21 protein-coding genes are annotated in these 20,129 nt (G+C 37.0%); 14 read left to right on the top strand and 7 right to left on the bottom strand.

Annotated features, from left to right (window positions below; genetic code table 11):
- Positions 1–52 precede the first annotated feature (52 nt).
- Positions 53–607 (bottom strand): methionine biosynthesis protein MetW, encoded by a 555-nt coding sequence (locus SVZ03_04675; protein MDY6933503.1) that lies wholly within the window; start codon positions 605–607, stop codon positions 53–55.
- A 1,019-nt stretch (positions 608–1,626) separates the two neighbouring features.
- On the opposite strand from SVZ03_04675, the gene SVZ03_04670 reads away from it, so the two are divergent.
- Positions 1,627–2,982, top strand: coding sequence for an FAD-dependent oxidoreductase (locus SVZ03_04670; GenBank protein MDY6933502.1), 1,356 nt, complete (start codon positions 1,627–1,629; stop codon positions 2,980–2,982).
- Positions 2,983–3,242: 260 nt separating this feature from the next.
- On the opposite strand, the gene SVZ03_04665 is transcribed toward SVZ03_04670, so the two are convergent.
- Positions 3,243–4,106 (bottom strand): IS30 family transposase, encoded by an 864-nt coding sequence (locus SVZ03_04665; GenBank protein ID MDY6933501.1) that lies wholly within the window; start codon positions 4,104–4,106, stop codon positions 3,243–3,245.
- Positions 4,107–4,829: 723 nt separating this feature from the next.
- On the opposite strand from SVZ03_04665, the gene SVZ03_04660 reads away from it, so the two are divergent.
- Positions 4,830–5,891 carry a DUF362 domain-containing protein gene (locus SVZ03_04660; GenBank protein ID MDY6933500.1) on the top strand — a complete coding sequence of 354 codons (1,062 nt, stop codon included), beginning with the start codon at positions 4,830–4,832 and terminating at the stop codon, positions 5,889–5,891.
- 42 nt (positions 5,892–5,933) lie between these two features.
- On the opposite strand, the gene SVZ03_04655 is transcribed toward SVZ03_04660, so the two are convergent.
- Positions 5,934–6,569, bottom strand: a complete 636-nt coding sequence (locus tag SVZ03_04655; protein ID MDY6933499.1) for an acetyltransferase — start codon at positions 6,567–6,569, stop codon at positions 5,934–5,936.
- Between the two features lie 608 nt (positions 6,570–7,177).
- On the opposite strand from SVZ03_04655, the gene SVZ03_04650 reads away from it, so the two are divergent.
- Genes SVZ03_04650 through SVZ03_04640 form a run of 3 tightly spaced genes read left to right on the top strand, consistent with a single transcriptional unit; the run spans position 7,178 to position 11,241 of the window.
- Complete coding sequence (locus SVZ03_04650) at positions 7,178–7,651, top strand: hypothetical protein (GenBank protein MDY6933498.1); 474 nt, start codon at positions 7,178–7,180, stop codon at positions 7,649–7,651.
- A gap of 8 nt (positions 7,652–7,659) precedes the next feature.
- A complete protein-coding gene (locus SVZ03_04645; GenBank protein ID MDY6933497.1) occupies positions 7,660–8,892 on the top strand; it encodes an LL-diaminopimelate aminotransferase in 1,233 nt (410 codons plus the stop codon).
- 42 nt (positions 8,893–8,934) lie between these two features.
- Positions 8,935–11,241, top strand: coding sequence for a penicillin acylase family protein (locus tag SVZ03_04640; GenBank protein ID MDY6933496.1), 2,307 nt, complete (start codon positions 8,935–8,937; stop codon positions 11,239–11,241).
- Between the two features lie 12 nt (positions 11,242–11,253).
- Here SVZ03_04640 and SVZ03_04635 read toward each other — a convergent pair whose 3' ends face one another.
- The 4 genes from SVZ03_04635 to coaE form a co-directional block, all read right to left on the bottom strand.
- The gene (locus SVZ03_04635; protein MDY6933495.1) at positions 11,254–11,880 is read right to left on the bottom strand and encodes a PHP domain-containing protein; all 627 of its coding nucleotides are present in this window, start codon (positions 11,878–11,880) and stop codon (positions 11,254–11,256) included.
- A gap of 24 nt (positions 11,881–11,904) precedes the next feature.
- Positions 11,905–12,360: a DUF2889 domain-containing protein gene (locus SVZ03_04630; GenBank protein MDY6933494.1), complete on the bottom strand. Its 456-nt coding sequence runs from the start codon at positions 12,358–12,360 to the stop codon at positions 11,905–11,907.
- Between the two features lie 11 nt (positions 12,361–12,371).
- The gene (locus SVZ03_04625; GenBank protein ID MDY6933493.1) at positions 12,372–12,869 is read right to left on the bottom strand and encodes a DUF2889 domain-containing protein; all 498 of its coding nucleotides are present in this window, start codon (positions 12,867–12,869) and stop codon (positions 12,372–12,374) included.
- Positions 12,870–12,996: 127 nt separating this feature from the next.
- Positions 12,997–14,415, bottom strand: a complete 1,419-nt coding sequence (coaE, locus tag SVZ03_04620) for a dephospho-CoA kinase (GenBank protein ID MDY6933492.1) — start codon at positions 14,413–14,415, stop codon at positions 12,997–12,999.
- Between the two features lie 770 nt (positions 14,416–15,185).
- Between coaE and SVZ03_04615 the strand changes: the two genes are divergently transcribed.
- The 9 genes from SVZ03_04615 (at position 15,186) to SVZ03_04575 (ending at position 20,091) form a co-directional block, all read left to right on the top strand.
- Positions 15,186–15,563 (top strand): DUF5320 domain-containing protein, encoded by a 378-nt coding sequence (locus tag SVZ03_04615; GenBank protein MDY6933491.1) that lies wholly within the window; start codon positions 15,186–15,188, stop codon positions 15,561–15,563.
- 316 nt (positions 15,564–15,879) lie between these two features.
- Positions 15,880–16,065, top strand: coding sequence for a zinc ribbon domain-containing protein (locus tag SVZ03_04610; protein MDY6933490.1), 186 nt, complete (start codon positions 15,880–15,882; stop codon positions 16,063–16,065).
- 347 nt (positions 16,066–16,412) lie between these two features.
- Positions 16,413–16,898: a flavodoxin family protein gene (locus SVZ03_04605; GenBank protein ID MDY6933489.1), complete on the top strand. Its 486-nt coding sequence runs from the start codon at positions 16,413–16,415 to the stop codon at positions 16,896–16,898.
- 30 nt (positions 16,899–16,928) lie between these two features.
- Complete coding sequence (locus SVZ03_04600) at positions 16,929–17,159, top strand: hypothetical protein (protein ID MDY6933488.1); 231 nt, start codon at positions 16,929–16,931, stop codon at positions 17,157–17,159.
- A 47-nt stretch (positions 17,160–17,206) separates the two neighbouring features.
- Entirely contained in the window at positions 17,207–17,461 is a 255-nt protein-coding gene (locus SVZ03_04595) for an FmdB family zinc ribbon protein (GenBank protein MDY6933487.1), read from the top strand.
- Between the two features lie 83 nt (positions 17,462–17,544).
- On the top strand, positions 17,545–18,120 hold the full coding sequence (locus SVZ03_04590; protein ID MDY6933486.1) for a NifB/NifX family molybdenum-iron cluster-binding protein: 576 nt from the start codon (positions 17,545–17,547) through the stop codon (positions 18,118–18,120).
- A gap of 38 nt (positions 18,121–18,158) precedes the next feature.
- Positions 18,159–18,389, top strand: coding sequence for a hypothetical protein (locus SVZ03_04585; GenBank protein MDY6933485.1), 231 nt, complete (start codon positions 18,159–18,161; stop codon positions 18,387–18,389).
- A gap of 6 nt (positions 18,390–18,395) precedes the next feature.
- Positions 18,396–19,229, top strand: coding sequence for an ATP-binding protein (locus SVZ03_04580; GenBank protein ID MDY6933484.1), 834 nt, complete (start codon positions 18,396–18,398; stop codon positions 19,227–19,229).
- Between the two features lies 1 nt (position 19,230).
- On the top strand, positions 19,231–20,091 hold the full coding sequence (locus SVZ03_04575; protein ID MDY6933483.1) for an ATP-binding protein: 861 nt from the start codon (positions 19,231–19,233) through the stop codon (positions 20,089–20,091).
- The last annotated feature ends 38 nt before the right edge of the window (positions 20,092–20,129 follow it).

Raw genomic sequence — 20,129 nt, 5'->3', positions numbered from 1 at the left:
AAATTCTACCTTTGATCATTTTTTTGATTTACGAAATATTCAACAAAGAGGCTTATTTATCCAGCACAATAATGACATTGTGAGTGGGGATATATGGAATCGGGTGAGGATAAAATTTCTTAATGTGCTTTACTGTTAAATCATTGATGTCAAACAGGAGTTTCCATTCCTTCATAGACTTAAAATTAAAGGGAATATTTATGCTCCAGGATACAACACGATTCCCTATCCAATCGACAATATAGGCGACACACTTTTCAAATCTATTTATATAGGTATCCTCAATTATAATTATTCTATTATTTGATACCCTTATTAGCTCCTTTAGATAAAAATGAGGATTGTCAGTATGATGAAGCGTAAATACAGCTAAAGCTACGCTAAATTCATTATCCTCAAAGGGCAACCTGCCCTTAGTGTATTTAATAAATTTCAGTCTCTTATAGTGATAATCAACGATGTCTATTCCAGTGATATACACACTTTTACTCTTTGTAAGAAAATCCGCGATAGTCATATCCCCGCAACCAAAATCAAGAATATTATCACCGTCGTGAATAAAGGGCAATATCTGTTCGCCCACCAATTTAGCCCTTATTCTTATCATTCTCTGAAATATTCTCTGTGATGGATTCATTTTTGATTTTTATTATAATTTCGAGATCAAATTATAGGCCCAACAATGGCAACAACTCAGCTTTGGTTAAAATATCATTCCCCTGTATTCAAAAAGGGAGGCTCTGCCAATGCAGGTATCTTAAATGTTTATTAAACCAAAACAAGCGTTTAGCGGGTGAATTGCATACAAATTTTAACAATTGGCGCTTCCATAGTTACCTCTTGCCTAATATCTGTTTTAACTTATGTATATTGATGATATTTTTTCATTATTTTCATTAAATATGGAATTAGTCGATTTTTGGAACACACCTACCCCTCAAAATAATCATAGTCATTAAACCAAAGGACTTTTTTTATGCCGACGAAAATCTCAACCTCTTTATTGCTTGAAAAACACCGAGAAGATTTTTTATAAAGGGATTATGGTTAAGAAAACGATATATTATTTTTCTCCCCGTATTTAATATCTGGCATGGAATGTTTATCAGGGTGATTTCTATTATCATAGATAGCTATGAAATAATAAAGATACTGAAGCATCTCGTCAAGGCTGGGAAAACGCCTCCTGGGCTTACTGATGATATTTAAATTAATAATTTTATTTAAATTTTTCGGCTTCATTCAGTAATTATTTCTATAGAGCAGAAGACCTATGCTCAAATAGATTAAAAAATCCCTTTATTATGAGTAATATATGCTTAGAATCCATTAGTTTCTACCATTTTCTGTATTATTTAAGTCTTTCCGTGAATAATCCTATAGAATTCCTGCATAATTTCTCAAATTAGTTTTTAAATAGCTTGATTTTTAAAAGACATCCTATTGTTATTCCTATCAATTATTAATAATTAATCATCCCTATTATATGGCATATATATTGTTAGTAATGAATAAACGCAAAAATGTGTCCGAAATAAAATGCGGACGAGGTAACATTGTGATAGAAAAAATTATCATAAACAATTAATATTTTATAAAATAATGGAAAAAGGAGAAGGCCCAAAAATGCAGAAGACAGATGTTCTCATTATCGGTGGCAGTGCGGCGGGTATTGTGGCTGCCACAACAGGAAAATCATTTTATCCAGAAAAAGAATTTATGGTTATCAGACAAGAAGAAAAAGTCCTCGTTCCCTGCGGGATACCCTATATATTTGAATCACTGGGAAGCAGTGAGAAAAACTTAATCGCTGATGCCGTTCTGGAAAATGCGGGAGTAAATTTAAAAATCGGAGAAGTGATCCATATTGACAACAAAAACAAAATTTGCAAAACATCTAATGATGAAGAAATATCCTATGACAAGCTTATAATTGCAACCGGCTCAAAACCTGTTAAACCCAAATGGCTAAAAGGATCAGACCTAAAAAACGTAATATTAATACCTAAAGACAAAGTTTATCTTGATAAGGCAAAAGCAACGCTTGATGACTGCAAAGATGTAATTGTCATTGGTGGCGGATTCATTGGTGTCGAAGTTGCGGATGAACTAAAGAAGACGGGAAAAAATGTTACAATCGTTGAACTGATGCCGACTATTTTAAGCCTTGCATTTGATCAGGAACTGGCCATCAAGGTTGAAAAAATTTTGGAATCAAGAGGTATAACAATTAGAACCGGTGTAGGTGTTCGAGAGATTCTTGGAGATGGCAAGGTCGAGGCTGTCCTTTTGAATAATGAAGAAAAAATTACTGCTGATGCTGTAATCCTTTCAACCGGCTACAGCCCGAATACAGAACTTGCAAAGGATTCCGGCATACCGATAAATAACTTGGGATTCATCAAGGTAAACGAATATATGCGAACAGAGGATATAGACGTTTTTGCCGTAGGAGACTGTGCGGGAAAACACAGCTTCCTGACAAGAACATTAAAGGGTGTTATGCTGGCTTCAACCGCCTGTGCAGAGGGTCGTATCGCAGGAATGAATCTATTCAACCTTTCCATCGTAAAATCGTTTAGCGGTACGATTGCCATCTTTTGCACGTGCATTGGAGATACGGCGTTTGGGGCTGCCGGAGTCACCGAAAGCCTAGCAAAAGAAAGAGGATTTAATGTAGTAAGTGGGACATTTGAGGGAATTGACAAGCATCCCGGCACGTTGCCGGACACTCATAAACAAATTATAAAATTGATTGCATCTGTAGATTTCGGAGTTATTCTTGGAGGAGAAGTTATCGGTGGTCCAACAGCAGGGGAACTCACCAATTTGATTGGTTATGCCATCCAAAACAGAATGACGGTAAGTGATATATTAACCTCACAGATAGGGACCCATCCCCTCCTGACAGCACCGCCCACAGCATATCCTTTAATAAAAGCGGCTGAAATGATTATAAAGAAGCAAAGAAATAATAAATAACACAGAATCTATATTTAAAGAAGAAACGATGAAAAAAGAGAAAAGCTCATAATTGTCGGATGCATCGGTTCAAGTGAACCTACTGCAATGATGTCAAAAAAAATTAATGTCCGATGTAGATGTCACTCCCGAATTCAATATCGAAGTGCAACTTGTTTTATATCATAAAAGACTTCATAAGGAGTAAGGTAATTAAGTATTTTTCTTGGTGTATTATTTATAATTTCAACAATAATATCAAGAATTTCCTTGCTAAGATTTTAAAATGAAGTTTCTTTTGGAAAAAATTTTTGGATTAGACCATTTGTTTGTTCTACAGTGCCTCGTTGCCATGCAGAATAGGGATCAGTAAAATATATGTCACATTCAAAGGCCTCTTCAATGTTTTTAAATCGTGCAAATTCAGTTCCATTATCAAATGTTATGGTATGGATTTGATCGTTTGTTATATCGCCAAAAGCTTCAAAAATAGCACGAGTACAAGTATCTGCATCCTTATTTGCCATATTATCAGCTTTAAGTAATCGACAATTTCGATCAACTAAAGTAACGATATAACCATCATGATTCCTCCCAGAAATTGTATCTCCTTCCCAGTGACCAATCTCTTTTCTATGATCAGCTTCTGATGGTCGAGTATGAATGCTCTTTTTCCCTTCAATCAAAATACGTGAATGATATTTTTGCTCTCTTTTACGCCTTTTCCTACGTTTACGGGGCAGAAGTTTATATATCTCAATACCTTTTTCTTTATATAATTCATATAACCATAGATAAATTGTTTCATGAGATACTTGCATGAACTTATAAAAAGGGAAATCATACTTAAGACGACCTGAAATTATCTCAGGACTCCATTTTAATTTTGTAATTATATAATCTATTAATTCTATATTTCTTTCTATCTTCTTCAAATCCTTATTCAAACGACGTCCTCTTGATCGAGTATGTGCTTCAACAGCTCGATAAAATCCATCTTTACTTTTATTCCTTTTTATTTCTTTACTTATTGAACTTACGTTCCTTCCTAAATATTTAGCTATCGAATGTAAAGATTCTCCTCTCCATTTCATTTTTTGAATGACACGACGTTCTGATAATGATATATGTTGATATGATCTCATAAGCACTCCTATTTGGTATTTGTTTCTTTTAAAACTTTTTACCTTACAGAGGCTTATGAAGCCACTATTTATTTAAGCTATGTTGCACTTCGATATTGAATTCGTGGATTGCAAAGGAATCATCAAAAAAAATAAGAAAAAACAGGTCGATTTCTATTAAAATTACCCTTCTGACTCGGGTTATAATCCTTCTTACTTGGATAATAATCATCCTGACCTAGGTAATATAGATTTAATGATTTGCTAAGCCTTTCTATGCATATTCTAATGGAGTATTGTTTAAGGATTTGCCGACAATAGATTATTCATTTATACGGAGGATTAAGAGTATTTTGTTAGATAGGAAAAGTTGTTGGAGCAAAGATAAAGGTATCCTAAAAATCAGTGTATTTCCAGGTATTTTCCCCAGAAAGGGAGAAGTAATCATAATTTGGCAGATGTAGAGTATTAAACAATGTTAAATAATACCAAAATGTTATAAAAAGCTGTTCAAATTTGCAATTTACCTGCTTGAGCGATATGTACTCATTTGAATAGAGATTTTTTCTGGAATAGGGCACTTCAATTTATCATCTATCAAACCTTTTGGAATTGACTTTTACTTTTAAAATATGTAAGAATAACTCACTAATTTTGATAGAAGTATGATGCATCTTATAAATCGGATATTCATATTAAATATCATTCTTTAAAAGATTATATTTTATAACAGGATCAAAAATTATGAAGGAAAAAGTATATTTAACAAGAACATCCAGAGATGGGGATTATAGTGTAAACAGCTTAAGAAACATAATTGAATCCAAGAATCTATTCGATTTTATATCTGAAATGGATATGGTTGCAATTAAAACTCACTTTGGAGAAAAAAAAGAACTGGGTTATTTAAAACCGCCATTCATCCGCATGATAGGAGAGCTTGTCAAAGAGAAAAAGGCAAAACCATTCCTTACTGAGACTACAGCCCTTTATAAAGGAAGAAGAAATAACGCAGTCGATCACATAGAATTGGCTAATGATCATGGATTTGGTTATGATAATACTGGCCTTCCCATTGTTATGTCAGACGGGCTTTTTGGTGACGAAGAAACAGAGATTGATATCCCTGGTAAAATCCAGTCCAAAGTAAAAATAGCGTCAATGCTTGAGAAGATACAAGCTATGATTATTATATCCCATTTCACAGGGCACATGTTGGCGGGTTTCGGTGCAGCGCTCAAAAATATGGGTATGGGCTGTTCCAGCAGAAAAGGGAAGATGCAGCAACACTCATCAGTCAAGCCCAGAATAAAGAAGCCTAAGTGTACAAAATGCGAACTATGTGTTAAGTGGTGCCCTGAAAGCGCGATCGCCATGGAGGAGGACAGCGCTGTTATTGATCAGGCGAGGTGCATTGGTTGCGGCCAGTGTCTTGCTGTATGTCGTTTTGACGCTGTAAGATATAACTGGGGTGCTTCACAGGAAGAGGTTCAAAAAAACATTGTAGAACATGCATGGGGTGTTGCAAGAGCAAATGAAAACAAGATCCTATATATCAATTCACTGCTCAATATTTCGAAGGATTGCGACTGCATGCTCACATATGAGAATATCTCTCCTGATATTGGCATTCTGATCTCGAATGATCCTGTTGCAATTGATGCGGCATCCATTGATCTAGTGGAGAAAGAATCCGGTAAAAGATTATCGGAGATTGCACACAATATCAATTACCGTATTCAGATCGACTATGCAAAGGAGATCGGATTTGGAAATCCTGATTATGAACTGATTGAAACAACATAGCCCGACAGTTGGGGACAGCTCAATTAATTAAATTACAATTCTTTATTTTCTTATTATTGGTTTTGAAGGCACTCCAACGACTGTTGTTCCTTCAGGCACATCCTTTGTAACAACAGCGCCAGCTCCTACCACAGCATCATTTCCAATATTTATCCCTGGTAGTACTGTTGCTCCAGCAGCAATCCATACATTAATGCCAGCTGTAACTCCTCCGCAAAGTGTTGCACCTGGCGATATTTCAACACCGTCTTCTAAAACTGATTCATGGTCAATACTGGCCTTTGCGTTAATTATGCACTGTTTTCCAATCTGCACCTCAGGACCTATGATTACTCCTGCCATGATGTGAGAGCCGTCTCCAATTTGTGCATCATCTGGTATTACAGCAGATGAATGGGCAATTGTTACAGAATATAATCCAAGTTCTTGCATTTTTTCATGAAGCTCAAGTCTTATCCTTCCTCTTGATCCACCTATGCCGATACAGAAACCTATTTCAGATCTATCCTGTTCTTTTATCCATGACTCGAAATTATCCCATCCATAATAGATCGGGACGTCAGGAAACGGGGTTGGAATTTCATTATTATCGTCGAATACAGCAACAATATTACTACCATGCAATTCAACAATCGGTCTAACGAGTTTTGCTTGACCTATACCACCCCAAAGGATCACATTTTGAGGGAATCGATTTACATTAGAATTTTTGATAATTATACTCCATTCTAATTTATACAGTATGAGATAATTGATACAGTTTTCAATTACATCGGACAGTATATAAGAAATTTGAGTGAGGTCGTGGAGATATGCAGGGGTAGCCTATGCGCTATCCTATATTTTTTCTTTGACTCTACTTATATAGCTCCACCATGTATAGTGACCGCCATCTTTTGTAAATTCTCGAAAACCATAAGAGTATCAATAGCAGGAAGTCAATAAAAATATAATTAATGAATTTTGGATTTTTTGGAAAAAATTCATCAAGTTATTATATTTATTCATATAGGAGGACATCGTTTATGCTGATCCAGTTGCGCATACTATCATATCTGCATTATGAGATCCCTGCCTTTGTAGTGCCTGTCACTATGCTTTAAGTGGCAAGATATATATGCAAATGGCAGCTAAGAGTCCATTTCTCCACTTCACTCCTTGATGATGGGTTATCTAAATATGTACTACTAAAATAGTACATTAAAGTTGACATTATTGTGTTGATATTATTTTGTAGTATAAATTATAAGTAAATAGAATTACTATTTTATGGAGGATGAAGTGATATGAAGAGAAAAATATCTATATTATTTATCTCAGTTTTCATTGTCTCCTGTGGCAGTTTAAAAAACTTGAGGATGTTTAAGGATGAGATTTCTGTTGAAAAGGCAATTGAGAAGAAGGAACTGATGGATAAATCGGATAATCCTGCTTTCAAGTATCTGATCACAGAGGAATTGAGAGAACAGCTAATAAAATTAGAGGATGTAGTTGTAAAGGATGTAACGATTTCTGGAAACATTGATTATGATTTCTGTATCATTGTTTCTGTTCCCTCTAAAATGGGAGAGGTCGAGTGTTATATCTATGCTACAGGGGGCTTTTATTCAAAAGAGGATGTTAATACAGTATCAAAACTCGTAAGAGGTGAGACAAGAATTGATGCTATTGGTGAATTCAGTAGATTCTTCACTCTATTGGATGAGACATTTACAAAAATTGAAATTGTTAAAGCAAAGGTTGATATTAAAAAGAGCTAGTATTATTTATGGAATCATATATTCAGAACTTATTTGCGGATAGAATTGGTGGTAGTTCTTTCGGTAAGGAAGAAAGGTTATATAAATTTGAAAAAATTAAGAGAGCAAAGCGTGAGGCCCTTAACAAGAATCCAGGAATTAAATTGATTGATCTTGGCGTTGGGGAACCGGATGAAAAGGCCTTTGATATTGTAATAGAGTCCCTGAAAAGAGAGGCGGGGAGTCCAGAGAATAGGGGGTATGCGGATAATGGAATTGAAGAATTCAAAGAAGCAGCAGCAGAATATTTAGATAAGGTTTATAATGTAAAGGATATAGATCCTGCAAGTGAGGTGATTCACGCTATTGGATCAAAATCTGCTTTATCTATGCTTCCATCTGCTTTTATAAATCCTGGTGATGTCACATTGATGACAATTCCTGGTTATCCTGTTTTGGGGACTCACTGCTCATGGTATAATGGAGAGGTCTACAACATCCCATTAAGGGAGGAGAACCGGTTTCTGCCAGATTTGGATTCCATACCTCTTCAAATAAGAGATAGAGCAAAGATACTTGTATTGAATTATCCGAATAATCCCACCGGTGTAAATGCCACAGAATCCTTTTACAGAGAAGCAATAGATTTTGCGCTAGCCAATAATATCATAATAGTACAGGACGCTGCCTATGCAGCTCTTACCTACAATTCACAGCCCTTATCCTTATTAAGTATTCAAGGTGCTAAGGATGTAGGAATTGAGATTCACTCTCTCTCAAAAGCATACAATATGACAGGATGGCGTATAGCCTTTGTTGCGGGCAATGAGCTTATCGCAAAAAGCTTTGCCTCGGTCAAGGACAACTTTGATTCCGGTCAATTCAAAGCAATCCAGAAAGCGGCAATTACTGCCCTGAAGCATCCGGAAATCACAGAGCAGATAAAATTGAAATATAAGCGAAGGCTTGAGTATCTGGTTGACATGCTTACCGATCTCGAATTCAGGGTCGCAATGCCCGATGCGACCTTCTATCTTTATGTCAAAATACCAAAGGGTCTCAGGAATGGGAGGAGGTTTGAGAACGCTGAAGACTTCTCTCAGTTTCTCATTTTAGAAAAGCTTGTTTCTACAGTTCCTTGGGATGATGTTGGAAATTATGTAAGATTTTCAGCTACCTTCGAAGCGAACGATATTGATGAGGAGCAGAATATTATTAAGGAGATACAAAAAAGGTTTAGTGATTTAGACTTTGAGTTCTGATTATGGTTGATATTATTTCATCAGTAACATGGAAATAGCCTTATGCCTAAAGGGGTGAAGATTGTAATATCTTTGATTTCATTTATATTGCTATTGATAATAGTGGCAGGTTTTTTTCTTATTAAAAGTTCTGTCTCTTATGAAGGTAGCATAGAAACTGAACTGAATTCAGATATCACGATTGAGAGGGGCAGGGGTGGCGTTCCCATGGTAATTGCTGGGAGTATTGATGATGCCTACTATGCTATAGGATTTCTTCATGCTCAGGATGGATTGCCACTGATGGAATATTTCAGGGCTATTGCTAATGCAAGAATTTCAGAGATCATTGGCGAGAAGGGTGTTCTAATAGATAAACTGTCCTTTACGGTTGGATTTTCCAGAAGGGCGGATGAGTTATTTAAGAATCTTAATAGATCCTATCGAAGCTATCTGAATTCATACATTAAAGGAATCAATAGGTCTAAGGGTAGGTTAGGGCATTTAAAGAGATTCTTTTTCCTTTCTGATGATGAATGGACCGGTATTGATGTGATATCAATACTCCTTTTATTCGAATGGACGGATTCATTTTTGAATAACAGGGAACTCATATTCCCAATGCCTACAGGTATAACCTCCCCTCAACTCCAGAATTTATTCCCCAGCACTTTGGCCTATAATTACCCTAAAAAACATGAAGGGAATATCCTCATTTTAAAAAAGATAAAATTCATTTTGGATGATTTTCTTGGTCCCTTTTTACAGGGTTTTGCCATCTATGCTAATGGAAAGAAGACTATAGATAGCAGACCGGTCATGGGATTTCTGATAAATGAGAAGATGCATGTCTACCCGAAATGGTATCCTTTATCTATTGAAATTGATGATAATAAGATTGATGGGATTACATGTTTAGGATTGCCATTTATTTTTTTTGGTAACAATAATAATTTATCCTTTTGTGTATATAATCTTCAGGTAGATACGCAGGAATTTCGTATAGAGAAAATAAAAAAGATGAATGGGATTCCCAGATACTTTAGAAAGGGATCGTGGAAAAAGTTTAAGACACTAAGTCGGGATATTAAGATTGGCAAGGGTGGAAAAATTAGTGAACATCAAATTAGCATAGATATCCGGATGACAGATAAGGGGCCAGTCATTAGCGATATGTTTAAGGATGACTATGAAACCGACCCTATATCCATCAGGTCAATTTTCCCAGGGAAGAATTACATTTCATCTCTCTTTGAAATCCCACTTTCCAATAACCCTTGGGAGGCAAGGCAGCATTTGAAAAATGTCCATTCTATGCCAAAAATACATCTCTTTTCCTTCCCCAAAAAGGCCATGAGAGTCTATTCAGGTCTGCTGCCATTAAGATATAATATAAAAAAATTGTTTAAACGGGATACTCATAGGGATTACAAAATATTAGATTTATCAAAATACATTCATTTGATCAAAAATGAAAATATTATAATTGGGAGTAATATTTTCAAGAAAGCCCCTAGGCTGATTAGGGAGTATGCTATCATTGATAATAAAAAGATCTATAACCGATTAACAGAGCTTATCAATAAGGATAAGTTTATTGAAATACAGGATATTGAGAGATTGTTATGCGATACACATTCTGGATTGGCAAAAGGCTATGTGTCACTCTTTATATCTCTCTTAAGGGAAATACCACTTCCTTCGGCAAAATTAAGCAGGATTTATTTTGATGATTGGAGTTTTTTTATGGGTGACCAATCCGTGCCAGGAACAATTTTTCAAACCCTTTTGGCTGTGATGTTGAAGGAGACGATTGGCGATGAGTTGGAAGGATCATTAGATATGGTGATGGAGAATTATCATTTAATTGTTGATAACTTCTACGAGTTGCTTATCAGAAACCGGTCATATTTATTTGATGATATAAGCACAACAGAAAAAATTGAAGACAGGGATATGATTTTTGATAGAGCGCTCCTAAAAACCATGAGATTCCTAAATGAAGAGATGGGACCAATTATGAATGATTGGCAATGGGGTAGGCTACATAATGGACATTATATACTCCCTTTGATGAAGAAAGGATCACTCCTTGTTCGAATCCTGAATAATTTTGAGGACATTAGAGTAAATGGAGGAAATTTTACTATTTGTAAGGGCTCAATCAATGTAAAGGATGGGCTTAGAGCAGAGGAGGTCTCCTGCTTAGCAGGCATTTTTTCTGAAGGATTATCCTCTATTTCCCTTTCCTATGGAATTGCACAGAATCCTAGATCAGAATATTATAAAAATATTAATCCTTTAGGAAATTTTATTAAGTATACTGAAAAGGATGATGGTTATATTATGAAGCTCATCCCTAAGGAGTAAATTACTATCCTCTTATCGTGCAGAGGAGATTTCAAACCTTCCTGCACAAATCTCTTGTATAAGCTCGCGTTCATTTTGCACATCACGCTCAAAGATTGTGATACACTTGCCTATTTCATCAATCCGATGAGCGTCACTCCCTGCAGTGCCAGGAAGCCCCAAGCGCTGAGAGACCTGATATGCCATATTATTCTCATCATCATTGAGCTTATTGTTTTTGATCTCAACGGCATCAACGTACTGAAATACCCTTCTCTCACATGCCTTGTCCACCGTCATCTGAAGCTGACCAATACCGAAAAGAAGAAATCCTCGAAAGGGGTGTGCGGCAATCATCAATCCTTCGACCTCTTTTACCCTCTGATGAAGTTCCTGAATGGTTATAACATCAGGGATTTCCCCTTCATATCCAAATATTAGGATGTCGCCCTGGTTAGTGGTAATCTCATTTCCTCTGAATATTTTAATATCCTCATTTTTAATAAGCTGATCAACATCATGAGGATTCCATAAAGAGTGGTGCTCAGTAAGGCAAAGGCCATCCAAACATAACCTCTTCGCCTCCATTATCATCTCATATGGATCGATGCTGCTGCAAGGGGATCGTGGACTTGTGTGTACATGCAGATCAATGCGCATAATTTATATCTCTTGTACCTGAAATTAGCGTTGAGCCAGGGGGGAGCCTTGGAACTCGAAATGATCTGTTAACCAGGCTTTAGCAATCTCTTCTTGATTCATTGCAGGGTCTAGGTTTCGAGCTTCATTCATGGCGATTGTTAATCTGGCCTGATCAAGGCATCGTCCGCATTCATTGATGATCTCTGCAAAATGCTGACATCCCTTTCGACCTATTTCTCTCATTATTTTGTTTGTCCATCCATCTTTGCGCAGGGATATTCCCACGGCTTGTTGAAGAATATTCACCGCCTTTGGACATACTGGTGTTGTGTAACGCTTCATCCAACCCTTTATAGCAAGGATTACTCCATCAACCACGCGTACATCCATTTCGATCTCCATTGAATAGATATGATCCTCCTGAGTGCCATGAAAACGCAATATCTCATTGCTTACACTCTCTACACTAATCAACTGACTTCTACTAAATGTAATCATTCCGCTTTCTCCTAAATATCCACACCCTTCATGATTGGGCTGTCGTCGGCAAAAGCAATGCAGCTTTGCTTCAATCTGGGATTTGATTTTAACATTGCTCTAGCCCCGGCTATCCTTTCCTCCTCAGTGGCATCCTTCATGCTGTCTCCCAAACGTATACCTGGAAGTGTATAGTTAAGTATTACGGCATTACAGCATTCTAGAACACCTTCCGTCAGATCAACGTTTCCCTTCTTTCCACCCATCAGACCTATCACAATTTTGCGAAGTCCTGGACCAATACGTACTCCTATGACATTCTGGATCAACTCCAAGGCGGATACTCCATCTTGATGAGGTGAACGCCTAACATCTGCCTTTGCTGAAGTTATCTCCAAATCTGGTTGTTGAACCGTTAATTGAATATTAAAATCATGAAGATCATCAGTCAATCTCCAGCTTATGGACAATGCCCCTTCTGGGAGAGGTTCAACCTCCACTATCTTATTCCGAATAAATGAAACAGTCATTATAACAATCCTTAATTTAATTAATAATTATTGCCATTGAAAACGCTAATATAATTATTTTTAGTTATCTAAGAATTCAATATATTGCCAAAGATCAGAGGTTAAGATATGTATTCAATGGTCAGCATTAAGCTGCTCTTCCCTTCTGAAGTTTTTTCAGTCCTTTCCAGAGTTCATTCACCTGTCTTCTGGTTTCTTCTAATGAACCGGAATTATCCACAATGTAATCAGCATATCCCTTTTTCTCATCAATGGATATCTGAGATTTCATTATGTTCATGGCCTCTTCATCTGTAATATTATCGCGCTTCATCAAGCGTCTCAACTGTTCCTCCTCAGGAATATACACTACAATTATCTTGTCGAATAGGTAATTCATATTTACTTCAATTAAAAGGGGAATCACAACCTGAATAATTGCGCTTGGATTATCATCTGTGTATTTTTGTACAAGCTTATTAAATTCTTCTCCAATCCTGGGATGAATAAAGCTCTCTAATTTTTTTCTTTTTTCCATATCCTGAAATACGATATTGGAAAGCCTTTTACGATCCAGTTTGCCATCCTCTTCGAGCACCTGATTCCCAAAGTATGAGATAATTTCATTAAAGGCTGGTTTACCAGGTTCAACAACTACCCTGCTTAAAATATCAAAATCGATAACAGGGGCGCCTAATTCTTCTAACATTTTAGAAACAACTGATTTTCCAGTGGCAATGCCGCCCGTAACTCCGAGAAGTAGGCTTTTCTTATCCTCTCCAATAATGCCTTCCATTCCAGACATCCCCATATATGAGCCTGGGAATGCATGGGTTATATCTGTTTGAGCGCCTGCATAACTAATGGGATAACGAATCCCTCTGCGATATAAAGCCTCCATCCCTTCCAACGCTTTATTCATCATATTTGCTGGGATGGCCATCACAAGCTCATCATCCTGAGCATGACCATAGCGGCGTTCACCATAACAGGGGATGGTGAGTGAAGGTTTTTCTCTAAGGTAACATCTGGCTATTGCATCAGCGCATGAAGTCTCTCCTACACAAAAAAATTCCATAACCTCATAATCTTCAAATTGAAGCGAGTTTATGAGAAGCATCATCTGGGCAGGATTTGCATATATCAGCACGATATCTGGTTCAAAGGGATTATAGACAAGCGGAGCCATTACCACAGCCTCATATTCCCCAACTGAAAGACGGGGTATGGAATTTTCATACTTGCTTCCATCCCTTTTGGTCTTAGTCCATACAATACTTCTAAAAGTTCCATCCTTTATTATTTCAGGGACATCAGTCAACCCGATTATGGAGGGACAGATTGGACCTATGAAATCATCCAAGGTTGCACCAATGGTCCAATCGAAATTTCTCACTATGTTAATTAGCTGACATAGGGTAGTCTTATTTTCTAATTGTCGAATAAATGGGATATTTGCAAGCTCCTTTTTATCCTTAAGAAGTTTAAATGCCACCGGGAACGACTTGAGTCTCATCAAAAGTTCCATCCTACGAATTAGTTTCTCCCAGTCACAATTTGTATTCATGATCTTCTCCTTGATAAGTTATTTCAATAGCTATCACACCATTACCCCTAATGCAAATCTAAAAAGATACTCCTAATTATGATTTAATCTCTTATTGAAATAAATACTTAATATTACTCTACTGCCAAATGGAGTCTTGTTATCAGTTGAATCAGGTTCGTCTTATAATCAACTATTGTCAATATAAAATTAAATAGTTAGAGTAATTATATTCTTGGAAATAAATATATTAAGTACTTAAATTCAATAACACGATTGATTTAAATTTTCCGTTATCTATAAACAGAGTTCGTATTTGTCATAAATGGTTGAGCCTAATCTACAAATAATAATGAAAGGTTATTGCATATTACAATTGTGGCAATCACAAGGCATTGCAATTTGCAATACACAATCTTCTACATGCTGATTTTATAATAAATTGTTTAATCAAAAATGCCTTAAGTAGCGATGTTACCACCCAATATATATAAATTAAAATAATAATATAGAATCTTATATATATTATATATACTAATAATTTCAAAAATAATTTTTTTTTTATAATATAGAGTGATTAATATCCTTTTGGCATAATATATGCTTATATATTATTGTAAGTTAAATTGTGTGCTTATCGTATGACGAAGCGATTATATCGTCAAATAGAAAAATATTTTATTTATGTTATTAGGATGAAAATAATAGATAAAATTTAAAATTAGGAATATAAGGAATAAGGAATTAAGCCAACAATAATATATCAGTATCAGACTAAGGAGGTGAAAACAATGCCAAGAGGAGATGGAACAGGTCCTGCAGGTTTTGGGCCAATGACAGGCAGGGCCGCAGGTCACTGTGCTGGATATGGGATGCCTGGATATATGAATCCCTTGGGAGGTCGAGGAGTTGGAGGGCGAGGTTATTATGGTGGTGGTGGACGTGGCAGAGGCTTTAGGCATATGTTTTATGCCACAGGTCTTCCGGGGTGGATGAGATTTGGATATGTCCCTGGATATGGAGAAGCGTCACCCTATGTCGGCGTCAATCCTCCAATTACCCAAGAAAATGAAGAAGTATTTTTAAGGGAACAGGCGGACTATTTTCAAAGCGCGTTGGATGATATCAATAAAAGATTGAATGAATTGGAAAAGGCAGAGAATGAATAAGATTATTCTCCCTTATCATAGTGAGTATTTGCGGGGATGAATACCGCAAATACTCACATTTTTGTTTGTTGCTTTATAGCATTATTATGGTCAGTAAGTAGAAGAACCAAATCCTGATGAAGTAGCATATCTACTCAGGATAAAAAGAAAATTGTTTTTATTAGCAAAATATAGAGTGGCAATAAAGTCTGCACATGTGTGGATAATATGTGTTATGTCAATGATCTGCCCTTAAATATTAATGTTATAGGCGAATTGAGTTATCAGGGTAATGAGTTATTATAAAATAATCATATTTATTTTAGGGAGAAGGAATATGCCCATATATGAGTTTGAGTGTGGAGAGTGTGGAGAAAAATTTGAAAAATTAGTAAGTAATCACGAATCTGGCAGATCTGTTTGCTGTCCCAAATGCGATGCTTCTAATCCTCGTAAGTTGTTGTCCCTATTCAGTTCAAACACAAACCCAGGTACGGTTTGCGATTCTAGCGGCAGTACCTGAGGTGTTTAATATTATAAAGCTAGTTCAGTTTTATAATCGGGCATCGTTTGAGTTTATACAAGGTGTGTTATGAAATTACATAACGGTTGTAAAAAACGTTATATATAAATAATTCTATTAGGAAGATAACATATCTCTATTGGATATTAAGCCATATAGACCGTTATTAGATGAAGTGATAAATAAAAGTATGGGATGAATGAGCAGATTTGTAAAGTATGGGTTTCATGAGTGATCATTATAAATAATAAAGGATTGGTTGTAAGAGTATATATATAAGATCACAATATTAATATTATCAAACATACAGAGAAGGTTTATTATAATATTTATTAGGAGATGATTCTATGAAATCATTGGTTGTATATTCAAGTCAAACAGGCAATACGCGCAAATTGGCTCAAACTGTGTTCGATGCATTAACAGGCGAAAAGGATATCTTTCCTATTGATAAGGCTCCGAATCCCTCCGGTTATGACTTTATTGCTCTAGGTTTTTGGTTAAAAGGCGGAAAACCGATTCAAGAATCGATGGAATATCTTTCTAAGATTAAGGAGAAATCCTTATTTTTGTTTGCCACACATGGAGCCGCTACAGGTTCTATGCATGTTTTGAAGGCAATGGATTATGCTAAGAATCAGGTTTTAGATTCTAAAATCGTAGGTATATTCAGTTGTCAAGGTGAAATGAGCCCTGATTTTATTGAAAAGATTCAACAAAAATCAGATCCACCGGAATGGTCTGCTGACGCGCCAAAAGCTAAAGGTCATCCCAATAAGAGTGATTTAGAGGAACTGAACCGTATTATTGTTAATATAGCAGGCACTTTATAATTAATATTACAATAGAAGGAGGTAACAGTTATGTTAGGTTTTTATGGACGAATGCCAGGCTACCGGTCATTAGCTTACGGTGTTCCCTACAATGTTTATGCTTCTTCAGCTTATCTTTATCCCTTTAACGGCGGATATGGCATTCCCTATGCACCCTTGTATTCCAATCCTTTTTTATATCCGCGATTCGGCATCGGTTTTGCCCCGCGATTTGGGAGAGGCATGGGTATGGGAAGAGGAAGAGGCTGGCGTAGATGGTAATCAGCTACATGGTAGTAAATAATTAAAATATATATAAAGGGGTATATATGCCTATATATGAATATGTATGTTTATCATGTAAAAATAGATTTGAGCAGTTTCAGAGGATGGAAGAGGAACCGCTTGAAGAGTGCCCAGAATGCAGTGGGGTTGTAAAACGTCTGATTACTGGTGGGAGTGGTTTTATTATGAAGGGGAGTGATACGATAGTAACAAGTTTCAAATCACCCACATGCGGAAAGGATGCACCTTGTTGTGGGAGGGATATCCCCTGTGGCAAATCAGAAGAATGTAATAGCTAAAAAATATTACAAAAATATCATCAATACCCTTGTATTGTTAAAAAGTTATAAAGTAAATATTTAGTATATTCAAGGAGCAAAAAATGAAAATCTGTGTTACATCCTCTGGTCCGGCTTTAGATAATCCTGTAGATCCAAGGTTTGGGAGATCCCAGTACTTTATTATTTTGGATACAGATACTATGCAGTTTGAATCTATTGAAAATCCATCTATTAGCGCTGGCGGGGGAGCAGGATCACAATCTGCTCAGCTTGTCGCCAATAAAGGTGTGGAGGTTGTGCTCACAGGCAATGCAGGTCCAAATGCATTTAGTGCCCTTCAGGCAGCCGACATAAAAATTATTGTGGGTTTATCAAATATTTCTGTAAAAGAGGCAGTTGAGGGATTCAAGAAAGGACAATATCAATATATTTCAGAACCTTCAGTAGCATCGCATTACGGTATGGGCGCTGGAGCTGGAATGGGAAGCGGTAGAGGCATGAGATCAGGCATGGGTAGTGGAATGAGCCCAGGTGCGGCTCCAAATCAAACGCAGTCTTCTCCACATATGTCTAAACATGAAGAGATGGCGATGCTGAAGGAACAATCGGAAAAGATGAGGAAAGAGCTTGATAATGTTGAGAAAAGGATAAACGATTTGGCTGAAAAAAGAGACTAAACTTTTGTTATTTGAATACTATTTAGGAGGTGGTTTATATGCCAAGAGGTGATGGAACAGGACCTACGGGAGGTGGCGGTTCAGGAACAGGAAGGGGAAGAGGAGGAGGAGCTAGCCGCATGGGAAGGATGGGAGGGACCAGACCAGGCTCTGGTCCCAGTGGTAATTGTAGATGCCCATCCTGCGGAGCTACAGTCCCTCACAGTGTAGGCGTGCCATGCTATGATGAAAAATGCCCCAAGTGCGGTACAGCAATGATTAGGGGGTAGTCATTTATGATAATATCAATAGCAAGCGGGAAGGGCGGGACTGGAAAGACAACAATTGCTGTAAACCTAGCCCTTTCCCTTGGCGGTGTGCAGTTTTTGGATTGTGATGTTGAAGAACCTAATGCTCATATATTTATAAATCCTGAATTGGCAGAACGTATGTCTGTGGGTATACTTGTGCCAGAGGTAGATGATTCAAAATGCACATATTGCGGCAAGTGCGCTGAGGTTTGCGAGTTCAATGCCATTGTAGTGATTAAGGATAAGGTTCTATTCTTCCCGGAATTGTGTCATGGCTGCGGTTCATGTAGCTATTTTTGCCCAGAGAATGCCATAAGCGAGATTGAGAGAGAGATAGGGATTATTGAAAGGGGGAATTCTCAAAACATTGAGCTTATCCACGGTATCCTTAACATTGGAGAACCGATGGCTCCGCCTTTAATCAGGCGCGTTAAAGGGCTTATCCATAATAACAAAGATGTTATAATTGATGCATCACCTGGTACGTCATGTCCGGTTGTGGAATCAGTAAAGGGAAGCGATTTCTGCGTATTAGTGACCGAGCCCACCCCATTTGGCTTAAACGATCTTAAACTTGCTGTAGAGATGATAAGGAAATTGCGGATTCCCTTTGGAGTGGTAGTAAACTGCGCGGATATCGGGAATGAAGAGGTTGAAGAATATTGCAGAGAAGAAAATATACAAATTTTAATGACCATCCCTTGGGATAGGCGAATAGCGGTAGCATATTCTGAAGGGATCCCATTATTAGAGGCCTTGCCTGAGTATAATGAAAATTTTATTCAACTTTATGATATGATAAAAAAGGAGGTTAACTAAAATGAAGCAGTTAACCATTATAAGCGGCAAGGGTGGAACAGGCAAGACCACGATTACCGCTGCCTTTGCTTCGCTATCTGATTCTCATGTGATGGCGGACTGTGATGTAGACGCCGCTGATCTATATCTTATCTTAGAACCAAAGATAGAGAAGAGTGAAGTTTTTCATGGAGGTAAAACTGCGGTTATAGACAGTGGGAGATGCATTTTATGCTGTGAATGCCAAAATCTTTGCAGATTTGATGCTATAAAAGACTATGTGGTTGACCCCATATCATGCGAGGGTTGCGGATTATGCGCAAGAGCATGTCCACAGGGCGCAATAAATATGGAAGAAAATATATCCGGCAAGTGGTTTATCTCTCATACTCGATATGGATATATGACTCATGCTGAGCTTGGAATTGCCGAGGATAATTCAGGAAAGCTTGTGACCTTGGTGCGACAGCAGGCGAAATTGATTGCAGAGAGGGAAGAGGTTGAATATATTATTGTTGATGGCCCTCCTGGCATAGGTTGTCCAGTAATAGCGTCAATTACAGGTGTTGATCTCTTGCTTGTTGTTACTGAACCTACCTTGTCAGGGATACACGACTTAGAAAGAGTAATTGGGGTTGCCAAGCATTTTAATATTCCATCATTGGTATGCATAAATAAATATGATATTAATTTATATAATTCAAAACAGATAGAGGAATATTGTTCGAAAAACATGTTGCAGATAGCGGGGAAGATAAGTTACAATCCAGAGGTAACAAAAGCCATGATAAACAAAAAATCTGTAGTTGAGTATGACTGTGGAGAGGTAACCGAAGAGGTTAAGGGGATTTGGAAAGGTGTAATGAAGACCATGAATAATTAGTTTGCTTGGAGGACCCTTAGAGGAAGGTGTAAAATGAT

The organism is Spirochaetota bacterium (genome assembly GCA_034190085.1).
Taxonomy (GTDB): Bacteria; Spirochaetota; UBA4802; order UBA4802; family JAFGDQ01; genus JAXHTS01.
The sequence above is the reverse complement of the archived record's forward strand: the minus strand, read 5'-3'. Positions and strand labels throughout refer to the sequence as shown.

Bases quoted from the DNA above. Each gene is read 5' to 3' on its own strand.
- SVZ03_04675 (MDY6933503.1), bottom strand. From the start codon at position 607: ATGATAAGAATAAGGGCTAAATTGGTGGGCGAACAGATATTGCCCTTT.
- SVZ03_04670 (MDY6933502.1), top strand. From the start codon at position 1,627: ATGCAGAAGACAGATGTTCTCATTATCGGTGGCAGTGCGGCGGGTATT.
- SVZ03_04665 (MDY6933501.1), bottom strand. From the start codon at position 4,106: ATGAGATCATATCAACATATATCATTATCAGAACGTCGTGTCATTCAA.
- SVZ03_04660 (MDY6933500.1), top strand. From the start codon at position 4,830: ATGAAGGAAAAAGTATATTTAACAAGAACATCCAGAGATGGGGATTAT.
- SVZ03_04650 (MDY6933498.1), top strand. From the start codon at position 7,178: ATGAAGAGAAAAATATCTATATTATTTATCTCAGTTTTCATTGTCTCC.
- SVZ03_04645 (MDY6933497.1), top strand. From the start codon at position 7,660: ATGGAATCATATATTCAGAACTTATTTGCGGATAGAATTGGTGGTAGT.
- SVZ03_04640 (MDY6933496.1), top strand. From the start codon at position 8,935: ATGCCTAAAGGGGTGAAGATTGTAATATCTTTGATTTCATTTATATTG.
- SVZ03_04635 (MDY6933495.1), bottom strand. From the start codon at position 11,880: ATGCGCATTGATCTGCATGTACACACAAGTCCACGATCCCCTTGCAGC.
- SVZ03_04630 (MDY6933494.1), bottom strand. From the start codon at position 12,360: ATGATTACATTTAGTAGAAGTCAGTTGATTAGTGTAGAGAGTGTAAGC.
- SVZ03_04625 (MDY6933493.1), bottom strand. From the start codon at position 12,869: ATGACTGTTTCATTTATTCGGAATAAGATAGTGGAGGTTGAACCTCTC.
- coaE (MDY6933492.1), bottom strand. From the start codon at position 14,415: ATGAATACAAATTGTGACTGGGAGAAACTAATTCGTAGGATGGAACTT.
- SVZ03_04615 (MDY6933491.1), top strand. From the start codon at position 15,186: ATGCCAAGAGGAGATGGAACAGGTCCTGCAGGTTTTGGGCCAATGACA.
- SVZ03_04610 (MDY6933490.1), top strand. From the start codon at position 15,880: ATGCCCATATATGAGTTTGAGTGTGGAGAGTGTGGAGAAAAATTTGAA.
- SVZ03_04605 (MDY6933489.1), top strand. From the start codon at position 16,413: ATGAAATCATTGGTTGTATATTCAAGTCAAACAGGCAATACGCGCAAA.
- SVZ03_04600 (MDY6933488.1), top strand. From the start codon at position 16,929: ATGTTAGGTTTTTATGGACGAATGCCAGGCTACCGGTCATTAGCTTAC.
- SVZ03_04595 (MDY6933487.1), top strand. From the start codon at position 17,207: ATGCCTATATATGAATATGTATGTTTATCATGTAAAAATAGATTTGAG.
- SVZ03_04590 (MDY6933486.1), top strand. From the start codon at position 17,545: ATGAAAATCTGTGTTACATCCTCTGGTCCGGCTTTAGATAATCCTGTA.
- SVZ03_04585 (MDY6933485.1), top strand. From the start codon at position 18,159: ATGCCAAGAGGTGATGGAACAGGACCTACGGGAGGTGGCGGTTCAGGA.
- SVZ03_04580 (MDY6933484.1), top strand. From the start codon at position 18,396: ATGATAATATCAATAGCAAGCGGGAAGGGCGGGACTGGAAAGACAACA.
- SVZ03_04575 (MDY6933483.1), top strand. From the start codon at position 19,231: ATGAAGCAGTTAACCATTATAAGCGGCAAGGGTGGAACAGGCAAGACC.